This is a genomic window from Micromonospora sp. DSM 43699 (assembly GCF_055517075.1).
Map to the genome: position 1 here is coordinate 62,076 of NZ_JBTMMT010000017.1, position 18,119 is coordinate 80,194.

General features: G+C 71.0%; 16 protein-coding genes. 3 read left to right on the plus strand and 13 right to left on the minus strand.

Annotated features, from left to right (window positions below; translation table 11 throughout):
* Positions 1-3: 3 nt before the first annotated feature.
* The 3 genes from AC0AIB_RS11760 to AC0AIB_RS11770 all read right to left on the minus strand — a co-directional run bounded on the left by AC0AIB_RS11760 (position 4) and on the right by AC0AIB_RS11770 (position 3,316).
* Positions 4-1,830, minus strand: a complete 1,827-nt coding sequence (locus AC0AIB_RS11760) for an Hsp70 family protein (protein WP_465096621.1) — start codon at positions 1,828-1,830, stop codon at positions 4-6.
* A gap of 167 nt (positions 1,831-1,997) precedes the next feature.
* Positions 1,998-3,113 (minus strand): tellurite resistance TerB family protein, encoded by a 1,116-nt coding sequence (locus AC0AIB_RS11765; RefSeq protein WP_465096622.1) that lies wholly within the window; start codon positions 3,111-3,113, stop codon positions 1,998-2,000.
* Complete coding sequence (locus tag AC0AIB_RS11770; RefSeq protein WP_465096623.1) at positions 3,110-3,316, minus strand: hypothetical protein; 207 nt, start codon at positions 3,314-3,316, stop codon at positions 3,110-3,112. Before AC0AIB_RS11770 ends, AC0AIB_RS11765 begins: the two co-directional genes overlap by 4 nt.
* 1,656 nt (positions 3,317-4,972) lie before the next feature.
* Here AC0AIB_RS11770 and AC0AIB_RS11775 point away from each other — a divergent pair.
* Both AC0AIB_RS11775 and AC0AIB_RS11780 read left to right on the plus strand, forming a co-directional pair.
* Positions 4,973-6,481 (plus strand): AfsR/SARP family transcriptional regulator, encoded by a 1,509-nt coding sequence (locus tag AC0AIB_RS11775; protein ID WP_465096624.1) that lies wholly within the window; start codon positions 4,973-4,975, stop codon positions 6,479-6,481.
* Between the two features lie 284 nt (positions 6,482-6,765).
* Positions 6,766-7,944, plus strand: a complete 1,179-nt coding sequence (locus AC0AIB_RS11780; RefSeq protein ID WP_465096625.1) for a hypothetical protein — start codon at positions 6,766-6,768, stop codon at positions 7,942-7,944.
* 280 nt (positions 7,945-8,224) lie between these two features.
* Here AC0AIB_RS11780 and AC0AIB_RS11785 read toward each other — a convergent pair whose 3' ends face one another.
* From AC0AIB_RS11785 to AC0AIB_RS11825, 9 genes are all read right to left on the minus strand, one after another.
* On the minus strand, positions 8,225-8,680 hold the full coding sequence (locus AC0AIB_RS11785) for a DUF4262 domain-containing protein (RefSeq protein ID WP_465096626.1): 456 nt from the start codon (positions 8,678-8,680) through the stop codon (positions 8,225-8,227).
* A 14-nt stretch (positions 8,681-8,694) separates the two neighbouring features.
* Positions 8,695-9,066: a hypothetical protein gene (locus AC0AIB_RS11790; protein ID WP_465096627.1), complete on the minus strand. Its 372-nt coding sequence runs from the start codon at positions 9,064-9,066 to the stop codon at positions 8,695-8,697.
* A gap of 94 nt (positions 9,067-9,160) precedes the next feature.
* Positions 9,161-9,703, minus strand: coding sequence for an HAD domain-containing protein (locus AC0AIB_RS11795; protein ID WP_465096628.1), 543 nt, complete (start codon positions 9,701-9,703; stop codon positions 9,161-9,163).
* Entirely contained in the window at positions 9,700-10,311 is a 612-nt protein-coding gene (locus AC0AIB_RS11800) for a hypothetical protein (protein WP_465096629.1), read from the minus strand. The genes AC0AIB_RS11795 and AC0AIB_RS11800 overlap by 4 nt, the downstream gene beginning before the upstream one ends.
* 331 nt (positions 10,312-10,642) lie before the next feature.
* Complete coding sequence (locus AC0AIB_RS11805) at positions 10,643-12,280, minus strand: VWA domain-containing protein (protein WP_465096630.1); 1,638 nt, start codon at positions 12,278-12,280, stop codon at positions 10,643-10,645.
* Positions 12,281-12,315: 35 nt separating this feature from the next.
* Positions 12,316-13,482: an AAA family ATPase gene (locus tag AC0AIB_RS11810; protein WP_465096631.1), complete on the minus strand. Its 1,167-nt coding sequence runs from the start codon at positions 13,480-13,482 to the stop codon at positions 12,316-12,318.
* A gap of 350 nt (positions 13,483-13,832) precedes the next feature.
* Positions 13,833-14,315 carry a hypothetical protein gene (locus AC0AIB_RS11815; protein ID WP_465096632.1) on the minus strand — a complete coding sequence of 161 codons (483 nt, stop codon included), beginning with the start codon at positions 14,313-14,315 and terminating at the stop codon, positions 13,833-13,835.
* An 89-nt stretch (positions 14,316-14,404) separates the two neighbouring features.
* Positions 14,405-15,499 (minus strand): DUF4314 domain-containing protein, encoded by a 1,095-nt coding sequence (locus tag AC0AIB_RS11820; protein ID WP_465096633.1) that lies wholly within the window; start codon positions 15,497-15,499, stop codon positions 14,405-14,407.
* Between the two features lie 70 nt (positions 15,500-15,569).
* Positions 15,570-16,232: a hypothetical protein gene (locus AC0AIB_RS11825; protein WP_465096634.1), complete on the minus strand. Its 663-nt coding sequence runs from the start codon at positions 16,230-16,232 to the stop codon at positions 15,570-15,572.
* 226 nt (positions 16,233-16,458) lie between these two features.
* Between AC0AIB_RS11825 and AC0AIB_RS11830 the strand changes: the two genes are divergently transcribed.
* Positions 16,459-17,298: a DUF4253 domain-containing protein gene (locus tag AC0AIB_RS11830; protein ID WP_465096635.1), complete on the plus strand. Its 840-nt coding sequence runs from the start codon at positions 16,459-16,461 to the stop codon at positions 17,296-17,298.
* A gap of 132 nt (positions 17,299-17,430) precedes the next feature.
* On the opposite strand, the gene AC0AIB_RS11835 is transcribed toward AC0AIB_RS11830, so the two are convergent.
* On the minus strand, positions 17,431-18,081 hold the full coding sequence (locus AC0AIB_RS11835; RefSeq protein ID WP_465096636.1) for a hypothetical protein: 651 nt from the start codon (positions 18,079-18,081) through the stop codon (positions 17,431-17,433).
* Positions 18,082-18,119: the final 38 nt, after the last annotated feature.

The window sequence follows — 18,119 nt, forward strand, 5'->3', positions numbered from 1 at the left end:
GGGTCATGGAGTGGCCGGGGCGCGAATGAGGCGGGTCCACAGCCGGTACACCCACCATCCGGCCACGGCGGTGGCGTAGATACCGGCGAGGGTGCCGGTGATGCGGGGTGCGGTGATCGCGGCGGTGATGACCGCCAGCGGCGCGCCCAGGACGAGCCGGAGCGTCCAGGGGCGGACCAGGGCCATGACGGTGCCGATGCCGAGCAGGAGTCCCCCGACCCGGCCGGCGAGGTCGATCCAGACCACCATGTCGGGCCACCGGGCTGCGGTGTTCGAGTACTGGACCAGGGCGATGCCCAGGCCAGCGGTGAGGGCGGAGCTGGTGGGGAACGCCAACAGCGCCGACCACCCACCGGGTGGGGTGCGCCGCTGGCGGGCGGCGACGAAGGCGGCGACGAGGGCGAGCACGACGATCGGGGCGATGGGGTACAAGGCCCAGCGCAGGAACGGGCCGACCGGCATCTTCAGGTACTGGGCGGCCACCACCGCATAGAGACTCGCAGTGGCGGCGCCCAGGCAGACGGCAGACAGGACGCCGATGCTGACGGTGCCCGCGGGAGACTGGGTCATGGCTCCGGGGTTGTGGGCGGCGGCCAGGGATCCGATGATCGTGCCGGCGGACAGACACGCGATGACCGCGAACACGGCGGCCATCGCCAACAGCCCCCACGCCGGTTCCGCCCACTCGAGGGGGTACACCCCGCCGCGGGTGACAGTGAGGAGCATCTGCGTGATCATCACCAGCGACGCGAAGCCGGGCACCGCGATGCCCAGCACCCGCCGCACCTGCGGCACCGGCTCCTGCCCCCCACCATCACCACCACCCGCGGCGGTGGGGCTCGCGCCGACGGCGCCGTGAGCCGCAGTGAACGTCGGGTCGAGGGCGACCTGCGGGATGAGGCCGGTTCGTTCGGCGATCACCGTGGCGGCCAGCGGTAGCCGGGCCGTGCCGCCGACCAGGTACACGCCGGTCAGGTCCGCCGGGGTGAGTTCCGCAGCGGCGACCGCCTCGCAGGTCAGCTGACCTACCCGGTCCAGGACCGGCCGCGCCGCCTGCTCCAGGGTCATCGTCGTGGCCACGACCGCCGTGCCGTCGGGCTGCGGCACAGTGATCGCCGCGTGCTGGGCGAGGGCTTCCTTCGCGGCCCGCACACTCGCCACCCACGCCCACCCGCCGTCGCCCTCCCCCGCCAGGGTGGTCGCGAGAGCCTGGTCGATGGCGTCCCCGCCGGCGTCGGGGTCGGCGAGGGTCGCGAGGACCTCGAACCCGGAGGGACCACGACGCAGGACCGTCACCTCCGCCCCACCGCCGATGTCCACCACCGCCAGATACGCGCCCACCGGCATCTGCGTACCAGAGGCAACCAGGTGGTCCGCCACCGCGACCGGGGCCTCCACCAGGTGGGGCTGCCCCAAACCGGCGCGGTGCGCCGCGTGCCGCATCCAGGTGCGCCGTCGTGGCCCCCATCCGGCCGGCACCACCAGCCGTACGTCCCCCACCGGCCCGCCGGCCACCTGCCCAGCCTGTTCGGCGACCCTGCGCAGGGTCGCCGCCACCAGCGTCGTCGCCTCGACCTGCCGGCCGTCGACGGTGAGGGTCTGCTCGGCGAACCTCTGGGGCGCCGCGACGAACCGGTGCGGCTGACGCGCGGCGGCCTGCCACGCCTGCTGCCCGGTCCACACACCCGAGTCCTCGGCCACCCACACGGCACTGGGCATCACCGGGTTGCCATCGACGGCCACCGGAACCCATCGACCGTCGGGCCACGCCAGCACCGCCACGGTGCTGGTAGCGCCGTAGTCGATCGCCAGCCGCACCTGCCCTGACATGGACATCAGTCAAACATGAATAAGATCCTCACGTCACCCGTCAATATTGCAGGGGCCAGGAGGAGAGTTCCTACCGGTGGCCACCTCACCCAGGTCGCCAACCTCGCCCCGCCTGGGAGGCTGAACCAGCACCAGCCCCAAGGTCGCGGAATAGCCGTCCGGTGGCGTCAAGCTCGACCGCAGCGGTCACGGAGCTTGGCAATGACCTCTTTCTCGTGTGCGGTGACGTCACCGTCTACCGTGGCCACCCGGTTGGCAACGTCAACAAGGTCCGTCAGGTCCCCGGACTCGGCGTCCAGACGCTTCCACACATCGTCGGGGTCCATATCGACGACACTGGCCAGTTGATCATCGACCACCCCGTGCAGGTCGCGGACGGCACGCGCCAAGTGTTTCATGAGCAGTGATTCATCGTCGCCGACTTTGTTGTCCGCTGTGATGACGAGCCACGCGACCCACAGCAACAGCTGGGGGTGCTGACTCCGGCTGCTCAGCTTCTCGGCGAGTTCGATCACCCGCGCCTCGTTGCGGAACACGGCTCGCGCGTGCCGACCAGCGATCAGCGTCGTATAGCGGTTGAGCACGACAGTGAGGGGAATGCCGACCAGGGGGATGCCGACCTTGATGACGTTGCGCTGCAGGAGATACTTCCCGACGACGGGTAGCCCCTTGGCTGCACTCAGGACGTTCCTGGAGTAGAACCGCTTGACCAACGGATGCACCATGAGCGGGACCGCCTTTGTGACGCCCTCCCGCGCCAGTTCCCCACCCTTGATCGTGAAGGCCACGCGAATGAGCTTCCACATGTCGTCCGGGTCGTCCACGTCGAGCGGAACCCCATATAGCACGGAGATGTCGTAGGCCAGGCGCAGCTGAAGCTGGGTGATATAGGCAACGTCGATCATGAGTGTCACCGCGGCGGCTGGCAAGGTCAGAGGTGAGGCACCGCCGCCGCTGCCGATGGTGGCGGCGACGGCAGCTGAGTAAGCCCCTGCAGAGAGTCCGCCTTCGAGAGCGGCATACCGCGATGCCATCGTGATCCGCTGTTCGACAATGCCGTCCGCCGGCACACCCTGGTACTTGTCTCGAAAGTACCGCCAGTCAACCTTGTCGGTGTAAGAGCTTAGGGCCTGCGCGACGAGTTTCGTGAACCAGTTTCCTGACTTGACGTCGCTCGGACTCAGCCCCTTGATGAACTCCCGCAGCTCTGCCCGTTCCCGCTCGACAGCCTCCCGGGCGGCATCGTCGCCGGGGTCGCTCCCGTCAATCGGAGCTTCGGTCATGGCGAGTTCTCCCAGAAGGTTCGGCGGGCAACCAGCTCGCTGATGTCGATCGTGCCCGCTGGAGTCTCAACGCGGCGACGCAGCATCCACAACACCTGTCGCCGGATGCCGAGTTGAGCCGTCACTTTAGCCTGAGCGTCCCACTGCTTCCACCGCCTGCGGTCTGCATGATCGCTTAATCCGGCATACTGCGGCAGCCACATTCGTTGATCTTGCGGGTAGCCCTTGATCGGTTATTCCTGCAGCTCATCGCCGACGCTGATCCCGTCGGCAGTCACGGCACCAATCCATCGCGACGTGACACCACGGGCCTTGAACCGGTCGTGGAGAGAGCAGCACGGAGAAAGCCCTACCTGTCGTCTATCTGCGATCGTGCTCGCCGCTCCCGACGGTCGGCCGACCAAGGCTGGTAGGCCTCTGACCTGCGTTTGTAAGGTCGTGTGAGGTGCTGTGACCTTCTGTGAACCGCCGAATCCCGTCCCACCGACCTGTCCGGGCCTAGCGTTCCCCGCACACCTCACCGGTCGGCAGAAAGGGACGTCATGGGCATCCGGACAATCGCACGCGCTTGCAGGGCACTGATTGGCGGAGCCGTCATCGGCGCTCCCGCGCTCCTGCTGTACGGCCTCGGCCACTCCCAGGTGCGATGGCCAACCGGCAACGACGCGCGGGCGTGGGTCGCCCAGCCGTTGACACCGGGGTTCCTCGCCATCCTGGCGATCACCGTGGGGTGGGCTCTCTGGGCGCTACTCACCGTCACCATGCTCACCCATCTGTCCGACCTGGCGGACCGCCGCCTGCGCCGGGTCGCCTTGCTGCGCCTTCCGGGCCCGCTGCAGGGGCTGACCGCAGCACTGCTCGGGGTCACCGCCGTGACCGCCGGCGTCAGCGGTACGGCTCCCGCCGCCCTCGCCGCCACGGCCACCGACTCCCCGGACAGCACCCCGCCACCTGCCAGCAGCGACAGCGAGGTCCGGGCAGCACCGGCATCAGCGAATCCGCACGGAGGCGAGGCCTCGCAGCGGCGGACCGTCACGGTGCGCCGGGGAGACACCCTGTCCGCGATCGCCGCACGCCGTCTCGATGACCCCGATCGGTGGCGGGACATCTACTCCCTCAACCGTGGCGCACGGTTCACCACCGGCAGCCTGACCAACCCGGACCTCATCCAACCTGGCTGGAAGCTGCGCCTACCTGCTCCGGCGAACGCTCCCGCCCCACGCCCGCCCTCCGCTCCCTCACGATCCGCGCCCGACACCACGCCGAACAGGACGCCGGCTCCGCCCGACACGGACACCAGCCCCTCGCCCGCACCGGGCACCACCACCCCGGCGACACCGGTCGCCCCCGGTCCTGACGAAGCATCGGCCGACTGCGACCAGACCGGAGTGTCGCTCGGCGAGCAGGGATGGATCGACGCCGCGTTGGCCACGGCCCTGCTGGCCGCCGGCACTCTCGCCTACGTCCATCGGCGACACCGCCACACCCCGCCACGTGACCCGTCACCCAGAGCCCCCAGGCACGATCCGCAGTCACCGCCGCTGCCTGCCGTCCTGGCCCACATCCGCCGCGCCCTTCCCCGCCTCACATCCACGTCCGCCATCTCGAGCAGCGGAACCTCCGACCACGCCTCCCGTCCGGCCACGACAGCAACCGTTCCCCCGACGGCCCCCGCCGACCCGCGCCTCGTCGACACCGGCCCTGTCCCGACCAGGTCGTCTCTCAGCGGTCGATACGGATCCCTCTGGCTGGGTGCGGCCGCCCCCACTCCTCCCGATCAGCTGACGTCCGGGGCGTGGCCGGCGACGGGACTCGGCCTGACCGGATCGGCTGCTCACGCGGCGGCACGCGGCCTCCTGGTGTCCGCACTCGCCGCCGGCGCACCAGCCCAGCCCGCCCACGTGGTCATCCCGGCCAAGACCCTGGCCACCTTGCTGGAGGACCACACCCACCTCGTCGGGGACATGCCTCACCTGACCGTCACCGGTGATCTCTCTGACGCGCTGATCATGGTGGAGGAGCAGATCCTGCACCGCACCCGGGTGTGCCTCGACTACGAGGCCGACACCGTCGCCGTCCTGCGTGACACCCATCCGTCGGCTGAGGCGCTGCCACCGCTGTTGCTCATCGCGGACGCCGCCGCAGAGCACGAGCGTGCCCACACCGCCGCGCTACTCACCCAGGGACAGCACCTCGACATCCAGGGCGTCCTGCTCGGTACCTGGCCCCACGGCCACACGATCGCCGTCGCTATCGACGGAACCACCACGGCCGCCGACGCAGACGAGAGCCAGGGAGCAAACCTGCCGGAGGTCGGCCGGTTGACTGTCCTGACGGCCGCGGACACCATCGACCTGCTCACGACGCTCGCCGACGCTCACACCGGCCCACACCAGGCCCCTGGGCCGAGTCAATATGCCGATACCCGGGGACCACGGACCTCTCCCCCAGTAAGCGGCGGACCGGGAGCGGACGCAGGCCCGCCGACCGCCGACGAAGGCCCACCGGTGCCCGTCGCGACATCTGCAGCCTCGACGAACGCCGACCTTCCGCAGGTCCCATCGCCTGCGGACGGGCCACCAGAGTTCTGTGGCGGGCAGGTGGGAGTACAGGTCCTCGGCGGGGCTCTGATCCTGGGCAGAGACACCGGCATGCCGCTGCGGGCGAAGGCCCTCGAACTGCTGGTCTACCTCATCGTTCACGACGGCGAAGCGACCCAGGACGCGATCCTCGACGACCTGCTGCCCGACGCGCCCGCGGCGAAGGCGCCGCATCGGCTGCACACCTATGTCTCCGCGCTGCGTAAGGCCCTCACCCGCACCGGTGGCCCAGGCACCTACCTCACCCACCCCACCCACCGGTATGCCCTCAACCGGCAGAGGGTCGACACGGACCTGTGGCGTATGCGCGCCGCGTTGCGCGACGCCGCCCGCGCCACCAGTGACGTCGACCGGATCGCCGCGCTGCGCCGCGCCGTCGACGTCTACGGCGGCCCTCTCGGCGAGGGCTTCGACTACGAATGGATCGAAGCCCACCGCGAGGGCATCCGCCGGCAGGCGCTCGACGCCCATCTCACCCTGGCCACCACGACACCAGACCCGGACGAGGCCCTCACTGTTCTACAGGCCGCTATCAGACATGACCCCTACGCCGAACCGTTGTACCAGCAGGCGATGCGGGCCCACGCCGCCCTGGGGCAGCTCGACGAGGTCCACGCCCTACGCCAGAGCCTCACCCGCCGCCTGGCCGAGATCGACGCCACACCGAGCAAGGACATCCTCGCCCTCGCCGACCACCTCGCCGCCGGCCCACCACCCCACCGGCCCGCAGACCAACGTCGGACTCGAGGCAACGGACCCCAGCGATGACGTCACCTCCCGCCCCGCAGGACCTCGCCGGTCCGTCCGCCACCACCCTGACCGGACCTGCGACACCGGCCGCCGACGGCCGTTTCGGCCTCCCATCAACACCCCCACCCGGCGAGACCACGTCGTCCGTGACCGGTCACGGACGTGCGGACGTGCGGCGATCCCACGCCGTTCCGGTAACCCGCGCCGACCTCGACGCCGAGGTGCTCCACGCCCTCAGACGAGCGACCCGGACCCGGCAGGCGTTCTACGTCCTGGTCCTGGCCGTGGCCCTCGTCGGTCAGGTGACCGGTGCCGCACAGGCCCTCGGCATCCCGCTGGTCGTCGCCGTCCCCGCCGTCGCCACCCTGGAACTGGGTGGCGTGGTGGTGATGGCCGACGCGGACGTACGCCGCCGGCTCGGCGAGCGGGCACTGGCCTCCCGGCTGCTCTCGGCGGCGATCGCCGCCGCGGCGGTGACGTTCAACTGGACCGCCCACCCCGACCACCTCCTCGGCGGCTTCTACGCCGGCATGTCCGCCCTCGGATACCTCGTCTGGCTCATCCACGCCGGCAACCAACGCCGCGATCGGCTCCGCGCCACTGGGAACCTCCCACCCACACCACCGGCCTACGAGATCGTCGGACACTGGATCCGGCATCCCGCCCTCACCCTGCGAGCCCGGACGATCGCCAAGACCGACGGCCTCGACCTCTACGAGTCCCTTCAGGAAGCCCGCGCCGGGATCACCCGGGAAGACCGCAACACCGCGATCGCACGGCTGCTACACCGCAAGATCCGCGCGAATCTGGACCCCACCACCGCCGACATCGCCGTGCGGGTCTACGACCTCGACGAGATCGCCACCCGCCTCACCGCCACCGCCGACTACCACGGGCTGACCACACTCCTTGCCACGGACCTCACCCCAGAACGCGTCATCGCGGCCACCGCCACCGGCCGTCGCCGCCGCCGGTGGCACCGTCGAAACAACCACACCGAGATGACGAGGGCGGCGCAGCCCGACGCGTGTCCGCCAACCGCCTCCGTCCCGCCCGCAGCGCACATGCCGGCAGATGACGGACGGGAGCCGCAGCCGCGGCCAGAGCGGGAGCCCGAGCCCCTCCCCCACAACGAGCAATGCCCGCCTGATGCAAGCCACGACGGTGTTCCCCCACCATCGTCCGCGCCGCCGCCGAACGCACCGGCTGCCACGCGCCCGGAAGATCGCAGCGAGAGCGGTATTGATGCCGCTGACGGTGACGGGGAATCCGAGGTTCCTCAGGGAACCGCGGAGGCAGTGGCCTACTGGCTGCGTAGAGAACCGAACATGGACCCCGAGCTGCTTGCCGAGAAGGTCGGCAAATCGCTGCGTTCGGTCTACCGGCACCTGCCTGCGGACTACCCCCGGCGACCGGGAATCGCAAGAGACCGGACGCGACAACATCCCCGCCCCGTGCGGCGTGCCGGCCAGCGCGAGTGACGCCCGCCGAAGCGACATCCATCCGCCGATACAACGCGAAAGGGGACCGGCTTCCTCCTCGAGCTCGGGGTGGGGGGGGGGGCCCGCCCCCCCCCCCCCACCCCCGACGATCTGCGGAAGCTACTCCGCACCCGTGTCGTGGCAACCATCCCCGCGTCCAGCCTCGGTGTGGTCACCTTCTGGCCATCGGTAGAGGTAGGTGGCGATGCGGCCGCGCGGTGCCCGTCCTGGGAGGCCTGCGGGGCGTCCGGGGCTCAGACGTGTCGGCGGGGTTGTCCGGCTACAGGCTGGCGATCAGCGGCTGTGCTTCGGGGTCGAGGCTGTACCCGGTTTCCCAGGGGAACAGGCCTTGTTGGTCGGGCCACACCATCTGCTGTAGGCGGATGTGAGCGCGTCCGTAGCGGGCGATCGCCATCCCTGGTAGCAGGTCGTCGGTGGGAGGGCCGTCGATGATGATGGCGTCGTAGCTGGCGATGAGGTTGTGGATGCGCTGGCCGTGGGTGAATCGTTCGGCTCTGTCGTAGACCCGGCGGGCGAGCTCGTTGAGCAGGCTGTGGGCGATGTCGGGGGACAGCCCGGCGGTGATCAGCTCCGGATGGTCGTGGGCGGTGAGCCCGACGGTATAGGTGAACGGGGTGGTGCCGGAGTCGTCGGTGGGCAGCACGTGCGTGACGGCCCAGCCGGTGGTGTCGATGATGTGGTCCTGGCGTCGGAGGAAGTCGTCGATGCTCGGCATGTGTCGTCTCCTGATCATTCGGGGGTGCGGGTGGAGTCGGGGTCGGGTGGTGCGACTTCGACGAAGCCCCAGAGCCGTTGCATGACCTGCAGTTGCCAGGTGCGGTAGCGGTCGGCGAAGCCGCGGCAGACGGCGGGTGGGATCGGGCTGCCGGCATACGGCAGGGTGGAGTGGCAGATGAGGTAGCCGGCGTTGCCGCAGGCCTCGGTCACCATCTGCTTCAGGCGGCCTGGCTCGAGGTGCATGGGGTTGCCGGGTCTGAAGATGCAGGTGGCGCACTCGCGGGCGAGTAGCCGGGTTTTGCCTAGTTTCGGATCGCCGACGGTGAGGCAGGCCTGTGGGTCGGCGTCTGGTTCTTCTTCTGCGGGGTGGGTGGTGGTGTCCATCGTTGGTTCCTTGTCGTTACGGCGTGGGGCCCGCATCGGTGGATGCGGGCCCCACGTGCTGTGGTAGGGCGTTCTGGTGCTGGTGTGGCCGGGTTCAGAGCTGGCTCAGCCAGGTCAGGACCGTGTCGATGTCGGTGCTGCGCAGCCCGTGGCGCGGGTCGACCGGGTGGAGCAGGGTGGGGGTGCCGTCGGCGGTGCGTTGGTCGGCGGTGGTGGGGTCCTTGCCTCCGAACTCGTCGTCGAGGACGGCGAGTGGCCGCCGTGCGGCCCAGGTGTAGAGGGGGCGGAGTTTGCTCTGGTGGCCGAAGCGGACACCGCCCGCGTGGACGGGCATGTGCGGCCAGGTGGGCGGGAGGCCCAGCCGCGGTGCGATCCACTCGGCGGCAAGGTGGTTCCAGCTGGTGCACCACACCGGTTGGGCGTGGTCGGCCAACTCCCGCAGCCATGACCCGTGGTCGGGGTGGAGCCAGACGGTGCCGGTGACGTGCCGGCCGTCGGGTCCGGGCCCGTCGTAGCGGTGCGGCTGGTAGCCGAGTGCCGCGGCGCGGGCCGGGTCGTCGGGGTTGAGCACCCCGTCGACGTCGATGGCCACCACCGGTGGGAGCGCCGGGCGTACCTGCGGGTGGGTGCTGGTCATCGCTGTGGCTCCGGCAGGGTGACCGGGTGCAGGGGCACGATGAGCCGGTCTGCGGTGCGGCCGGGTCCGGTGTCGGGTTGCCACGCGTCGGCGGCGGCGTGGCTGGGGAACGGGCCGACGGTGGCGAGCCGGCCACCGGTGCGGTCGAGCAGCACGAGAACGGCGGTGCGGGCATCGTCGAGGGCGGGCCGTAGGGCGGCGGCGAGGTCGGTGGGCAGGTCGACCCAGCAGGTGGCGGGCAGGGTTGGGGCGGCGGGGGCGTGCAGCGGTACGGGCCTGGTCGCGGCGAGGGTGGTGCTGTCGAGGGCGAGCGTCGCCGCGTGGGAGCGGGCGGCGGCGGCGCCGCTGGTGGGTCCGTACGCGTCGAGTTCACCGCCGGTGTGGACGGTGAGCAGCGTGTACGGGTCGCCGATCTCCAGGGAGTCGAGGACGGCGAGGGTGACCGTGTCCCCGCTGTGCATGTCGATCAGGGTGAGCAGGACCGGCCAGCCGTCCGGGTCTCGGGTCCAGGTGATCGCGTCGAAGTGTTCGCTCGTGACGTCGCCGAGGCGTCGCCAGGCGCGGTTGTCGGTGTCGAAGGGGTGTTCGCTGTCGGTGTCGTAGCGCATGGGATGAACTCCTGGTGATGGGTAGCGTCGTACCGCGTTCGGCCCCGGCCTGCGGTGGCCGGTCGGGTACTGCGGTGCATGCACGCTTCGATGGCGCGGAATGGTCAAGTCGCGGACCTGGGCGAGGGCCGCCCGTGCCCGTGCGACGCGGGCCGGTGGCCGGTGGCAGCCGCGATTCCCTCGTGGAGTGGGGTATGGCGTGGTCGGCGCACGCGGCGCTGCCCGGCTGCGGCCATCGCCGCGCCGCGCCGCGCCGCGGGGCGGGGCGGGGCGGGGCGGGGCGGGGCGGGACTCGGTTCGCCGCCCGGACGGGTCCGGGTCGGCGTGGTGTTCAGGCCTGGGTGAGCGCGGTGACGGCGGCGTCGGCGATCGCCGTGATGGCCTCGACCGGGTCGGTGACGGTCAGCGTGGTGGCGTGGGTGAAGGTGTTTCCCCAGACCTCGTCGGGGTTGACCGGTTCGCCGTCGGTGGGCGGGTCGGCCGGGTGGAGCCACAGCACGGCGCAGCCGGCGCGGTGCAGGGTGGTGACGAGTTGTTGTCCGGCGGGGATGTCGTCGAGGTAGCCGTCGGAGACGACGGCGAGCATCCGCAGGGTGCGGCCGTGGCGCAGGTCGAGGAGTTGGTCGGCGACCTTGACCGCTTCGGGGAAGGTGGCGGTGGCGAAGCCGGTGCGCATGTGCAGCACCTGCTTGGGGTAGGTGCGTGGGGGTACCAGGACGGTGGTGCGGTCGCCGAAGCTGATCGTGGTGGTCGTCGCGTCGGCGCGCTGTGCGGCGTGGGCGAAGATCCACGCGGCGGAGGACATCGCCTGCGTGTAGGGGTCCATCGATCCGGACAGGTCGACCAGGATCGCCAGGTGCAGGCGGGGTTTCTCCGGTGGCAGTGGGGTGCGTTGCTGCCACGGGGCGGCCGTGGGTAGTTGCCCGGCGGCGGTTTGCGCGTCGGCGGTGATGGCGTGGCGGGTGCGGAGCCGCCCGGGTGGGATCAGGGAGGGCCGCCGGCCGGGTTCGGGGTGGCGGGTGCGGGCCTGCCGTAGCCGGTTGGCGAGGTCGCGGGCCGCGCGGTGTTCCTGCTCGGTCGGGTCCCGGCGGTCCCATTCCGACGGTGGGCTGTGCCGGTGGGCCAGTATCGCCGCGGCGTACTCGGCCGGGGTGACGCCGGCGGCGACGGCGAGGTAGTCGACGAGGGCCGCGGCGAGGCGGCCGGGAAACAGGCCCGGGTCCGGTACGGGGGTGTCGTACTGCTGGTCGGGGTCGATGCCGAGGACCTGACACCACCGCCGGGCCAGGGCGATCATGGTGTCGACGTCGGTGTCGGCGCAGGTGTGGGCCTCCCGCCAGATGTCGCGTAGTTGCCGCAGGCGTGTGCGTCCGAGGACGCCGGTGACGGCGTCCCGGACCGGGCGGACGTCTTTACTCGTGACAATGCGGGCGTCGACGCGGGCCAGGAGCAGGGCGGCGAGTTGCCCGGCGTGCCACAGGTCGTCAACGGCCGCGTCGTCGGGGTTCAGGAGGGTCTTCACGACGTGGCGCAGCCAACGGCGGTCGCCCCGGCGGCGGGCGCGTTGGCGACCTTCGGCCCGGGATTCCTCCAGCATGTCAGCGACGGAGGCGAGGATCGGCGGCGTGCCGGGCGGGGTGTTCCAGCGGCTGTGCGCGGCGTGCGCGGCACCGTGCACGAGCAGCCCGTACCCGGTGGGCACGAGGCGCTTGTGCCGCGGCTTGGCCGGGTCGGTGATATCGGGCCGGTCGGCGATGTAGGTGGCGTCGACCTCGATGCGGTTCAGGTCGGGGTAAAAGCACTCAGGCGCGTCCCCGGCGGCGCCCGGGGCGACGAGGACGGTGAGGTCGGTACGGCCGGTCAGCAGCGGCACGTGCCGGGTCCACGCCGCGGACCAGGCATGCCAGTCGCTGCCGCCGGCCGGCGTCGGCGGTGCGCCCTGCTGGAGGTGGGTGCTGGGATGTGACACGGGATTGGCTCCTTCCAGAGAACTGAGGGGATGGGTCAGCGCTTGCCGAGGGCGAGCGCGGTGATCGGGGTGCCGGTGTGTCGGGACAGGACGGCGGTGACGTCGTCGCGGGCGTCGGCGGGGGCGATGCCGGCCAAGTTGGCCAGGGCGGCGGTCATGCCCAGGTGGTCGCGGACCTTCACGAAGCCGAGCAGCTCGCGTAGCTGCGGCGCCCACACCGTCTTGCCGGCGTGGAGGTCGGCGTTGAGGTCGATCGCGGCGGCCACGACCTGTTTGGGGACGCCGAGTTGGCGGGCGAGGTCCCAGTCGGTGGTGACGTGCAGGTGGACGGTGAACCGGGAGGCCAGGGCCTCGGTGAGGACCGCGCCGTGCACGCCCGGGTTGTGGCCGGCGACGATGTAGAACCCGTCGACGGCTTCCACGGTCTCGTTGCCGTTGGCGGGGATGGTGATGACCCCGCGGCCGTCCATGGCCGGGTACAGCACGGCCAGGACGCGGGGTGGGATGAGGGTGGCGTCGTCGACCAGCAGCACCCGCCCGTTCCGCATGGCGGTGACTAGGGGTCCGTGGACGAACTCGTAGCCGCCGCCGGGGACCGGGTTGTAGGAGCCGAGGAAGTCGTCGACGACGGTGTCGCCGGTACCGGCGACGGTCAGCAGGTCGGGGAACGCGGCCTCGACCATGGCGGTCTTGCCGGTGCCGGGCGGCCCGTACAGCAGCACGGGCACCTGCTGGGTGCGCAGCCGCCGTAGTTCCTCCACGTCCCAGCCCTTGCCGAGCCGCCGCGGGTGGTACAGCGTCCCGTTCGGTCGCGGTACCGGCGCGGGCCGAGACTGCCGCCCACCACCAGCGCTACCGCTGGAGCGGGTGCGGGGTGCGGCGGGTGGGAGGGTGCCGGCGGCGTCGATGCCGGCCTGGGTGATCTGGAAGCGGTGGTGCGGGTCGCGGTGGTGGGTGGCATGCCCGGCGGCGGCCATCTTCTCCAGCGCCCCGAACACCGCCCCGGACGACGGTGCGCCGATCGCCTGGGTGATCTCGCCGACCTTGAGAATCTGGTCGGGGTGGTTGGCCAGGTGCAGGGCGACCTTGCGGTAGAGGTAGCCGGACCGGCCGGAGCCCGCATCGGCGGTGGGAGTGCCGGCGCTGCCGGGCGGGGCCGGGTCGTTCTGCGGTGAACCGGCCGGCGGGTGTCGTGTGGTCATGGGGTTGCCTCGATTCAAGGGGTTGGGCCCGCGCACCCGTCTCCGGGTGCGCGGGCGGTGGGTACCGCACAGCGGAGACGGGCGGGGCCAACCACTGCCGGCCCTGAATCGGGCCGGGCAGGTGGGCGACCACACCCCGGTGGTGCTGAAGAGTCACGGCGACACGTCGGGTCGCCGCTGGTGCGTACTGGTCGGTGTCGGGGCCACGCGGGCGGTGTCGACGCCGACGATGGAACCCCCGCCACCCCGATCGATCAAGTCGAATGGGTGCGCGGTGCAGGGGTATGGGTGCGCCGCTGACTACCCGCGCACCGTGAGGGCCGGGAGCGACGCTGGCGGTCCGGTCGTGGTCAGTCGGCGCAGCCGCGTTCGCAGCCCTGCGGATCGCACTGCTGTCCCTCGGCCATCCGGGCCAGGGCCGCCCTGGTGTCGCCGTCGAGGTCGTCGAGGAACGACCAGCCGAACCCGTCGGCGAACGCCTTCACCTTGGGCGCCCCGTACATCGGGTAGCCGGCGTTGTCCATCGTTGCCGCGATGTCGTCGCGGCCGAGGAGCCAGGCGAGTTCGCCGAGCTTGTCCACCGACCTACTTGCCGAGTTGCCGCGGTGGTCGAGGATCTTCCCGATGGCGAATCGCAGGTAGTCCCGGGCGTAGGTCTCGTGGTCGACGCGCCGGGTCCACGCCTCGGGGTGTCGGGGGGTGATGACCTGGCGGGCGTGGTCGAGGTCGAGGGCCTCCACGAGCACCTCCTCCCGGAAGCCGAAGATGTCCTCGCGGTTGGCCCGCAGAGCCCAGACGCGGGTGACGATCTCCTCTTGGGTACGGATGGTCACGGGGTTTCCTTCCTGTTGGTCTCACCTGTCGTGGTGGTGTCGGGTGCCGCCGCCGCCGGCGACGCGGCGGGGCTCGGCCGGGGCACGGCCTACGCCTGATCGGGGTCGGGCAGGTCGCCGATGATGCGGTCGCAGGTGTACGGGTCGACGGCCTCCCAGCACCAGGTGTGGCCCATCACCACGTACCGGCCGTCGCCGTCGGGGGTGATGCGGTCGATGGCGTCCGGGTCGTCGGCCAGGGCGCGTTGGTCGGCGATGATGACGTCGCCGTCGAAGGACAGGTCGGCCAGCGCTTCGTCGACCCGACGGTCCAGCTCGTCGGCCGGAACGCCCTGCTCGCGGAGGTGGTGGCGGTGCTGGTCGCGGTGGTGCTGCTGGTTGGCGACGATCTCCTCGGCTACCGGGCGGGTGCAGGAGAACACCGCCCATCCGTTCCATGAGTCGATCAGTGTGCCGACGAACCCGACCGCGATGCGGTCGTCGCCGTCCGGGCCGGTGGTGCGCGCCCAGTCGCCGGCGAACACACCGACGCCGCCGACCCGGACCCGGTCGGGGTGCAGGTGGGCTACATCGGCGCCGGTGGGGCTGGCCGCGAGACGACACAGTTCGGTCACGCGGTCGGTGACGGCGGTGTCGTAGGCGTCGCGGTAGACGGTCATCGCCTCGTCGCGCTGCGGGCTACGCAGTCCGAACCAGGCGGAGACGTCGCCGGTGGCGTCGGCGAACAACTCCCACCCCGCGGTGTCGACCGGCTCTCCGGCCAGGGTGAAGTGGGGCAGGGTGTCGAGGACGGCGGGGTCGCCGTCCTCGACACCGGCCAGGATCCGATGCGCGGCCAGGCGGGTGTCGCCGTTGGCTCGGGCGCCGATGGTGTCCTGCGCCCACCGTTGGGCGGCGGTGCGTCCGGCCTCGGTGCCGGCGGCGCGCATCCGCCGTAGCGAGGTGGCCCATCCGGTGGCCTCGTCGACCAGTCCGCCGGTTGGCGCCGCCGTGGTGGTGGCTGGTGTGATGTGGTCGCCGTTGTCGAGGCACATCGCCAGGGTTGAGCCGCTGTCCCAGGTGACCTCGACGGTGTGGTGCCGTTGGTCGTGGTAGCGGACGGTGCCGGTGTCGCCGGGCCGCAATCGGGTGTGCGGGTCGTCGGTGTGGACCAGGGTGACGCGCTGGCCGGGCTGGTAGTTCATGGTGTGCTCCGATCGGTGAGTGGACAGGGCAGGCCGCCGCCGGAAGGCGACGGCCTCGGGGTGGGCGTGCTCATGGGGTGCCGCCTGTCGTGCCACCCGTCGGGGGCTGCGGCGGCCAGGGCTTGCGGACGAGGTGGTCGCCGAACATCGGGTCGGTGGCGATCGAGGAGCCGCAGCGGGTGCAGCTGGTGACGGTGTCGTAGCCGTAGCCGGCCATGGACGGCACCTCGACGTGGTCGATCTCGTCGACCGCCCCGCACACCGTGCACACCGTCATCCCCGGGCCACCGCCGTCGCCGGTGGGTTCGGTGACGAACAGTTCCTCGACAGGGTCGAGATGGTGGGCACTGTGCCGCAGCCAGCGGCCGTGGACCGTCGCCTCGTACACCACCAGCCGCCGCTGGTCGAGGTGCAGCAGGTACATCCACTCGACGACCCCGTCGAGGTCCTCGCGCAGCGAGCCCTGCCGGACCGCGCCGTACTCGGTCGGGTAGCCCAGTCCCGGTACGGGCGGCAGCCGGTCCCACCGCCGACGCTTGGGGTTGACGGCGAGGGTCCACCAGTCGTGGGCCAGCAGCGCGACGCCCATGGCGTCGGCGTCGCGGCCGAACGTGTCGGTCCAGATCCGGCGCAGCAGCGGCACCAGGGTCTCCGGCGCCTCACCGAACTGGAGCCGACGGGCGGTGTACCTGCCGCGTAACGCGGCGACACCGATCAACGTGGGTGTACTCATGTGCCTTTCCTCCTCAGGAATGGGGATGGGGTTGCGGTGGTCGCCCCCTGGCGGGACGACCACCGAGCTGGGGTCGGCCGCAGCGCTGCCGGTAACCGCGACCGGGTCCTGCGGACAGACGCGGTGTACGCATCGCGTGGAGTTCCTTCGTCGACCGCTTCGCCGGGACGGAGCCCGGCCTGGGTGCGGGCGGGGGCTGTCGGTGGTCGCCGCTACCGTGCGGGGCATGGCGGCACCCATGAGGCGCGCGAAACACATCGCGGCCGCCCTGCGGGGGACCTACCTGCAGGGCCACGTGATTCGGCCGGAGATCGGCGAGACGTTCGTGGTGAGCGGGGTTGATCCCGCTCACCTGCTCGAGGCGTGGCAGGCCGCTCACGCGGTCATGCCGGTGACCGGCCGGTGGCCCGTCTTCACACTGCCGGGCGAGCTACACCACGGCCCGTCCACCGCGGAGATCGCCGAGCTGCGCCGGGTGGCGCAGTCCGTGGATCCGTGGCCGGTGTTCACGCGGTACCGCGTCGACGAGCCACAGCACCACGCGGACGTGGAGCGCTACGTGGGGGCGTTCCTGGGTGACGAGATGGTCGCCCCGGCGATGGAGCAGCTGGGGCTACCGACCACCACGAAGGCGCTGACCCGGTGGACCTACGACACCCTTCTCGCCAATCCGCACCTCGCCGCCCGGGTGGTCCGCGGCTACGAGCACCTCATCGGCACCCGGCAGTGGCACACGTTCTCCGAGGTGCAGTTGGTACTTCTGCCGACGACGTCGCAGTGGCTGGCTCCCGCCTGGGTGCAGTACTTCGGCACACCCTGCGAGAACGGTGTTGCGGCGTGGGCGGCGGCGATGCGGCAGTGGGAGCAGCGGTGGGGCGCCGCCCTCATCGCCGCCTGGGGCACCATGCTGCAATTCACCGCGCAACGCCAGCCTCCGCCCGGTCCGCAGGCATGGGAACTCGCCGGCCAGCTGATGGCTGTCGGCGGCAGCCTGCAGTGCCAACAGTGGCAACTCGCGATCGCTCTCACCCGCAGCGACGCCTGGTTCCTACACGACCGCCCCTGAACGGTGTCGGTGGTCTTGCTCCCTTCGGCCTGGCGGCCAATGCCCTCCGGGTTCGTGGACAGCCAGGGCTGCGAATGGGCGGTCACCTCGTGACGCTGGCTGTTGCTGGCTGGGTGCCTCAGGTTGGTTCAGTCACTCGGTCGCGGGGAGATAGCGCAGCTGACCCTCTCTGGGGATCAGGTACCCGATGCTGTGGTGTGTGGGTGGATTGGCGGCGAAGGTGGTGGCGTCGATCTGGCCGGACACCTCGTTGCCGATGAGACCTAGGCGGAAGTCGACTGCGGTGTAGACCCGAGCGCCCAGGTCAGCCAACCAGTCGTCGATCGGTCTGCGCCAGGCCAGGGAGGCCGAGTTCTGATCGGGATCGCCGGCCATGTGCTCGTGGGAGCGTGGGTCTGCCCGGCCCAGGGCACCCAGCGGCAGGTAGAAGTCGAGCCAGTCGGGGCCGTTGTCCTCGCGGACGGCCACGACGCCGCAGACGATCGGTGCGCCGTTGGGCAGCTGTACCACGCCGTACAAGTGGCTGGACCGCTCCAGCGATGCCAGGGTGCAGGGAACAACCTCTTGGTCGGCTGCTGGAGTCCAGCGGCTGCCGTAGCAACCCTCTACCCCGGCGGCCGACCACAGGGCGCCAAGCGCGGCCTCCAGCCGTACGTCGCTGGTGTCACCCAATTCGAGTGCCAGTTCGTAGAAACCGCCGCACCAATTGTCGGCGAGGGTGAAGTCTGCGGACTCGATCACCTGACGATCATCCATCCGCTCCAGCAAGCCGGGCACCCCCATAGCGACACGGTCACCGCTGGCAGCCGCTATGCACGCAG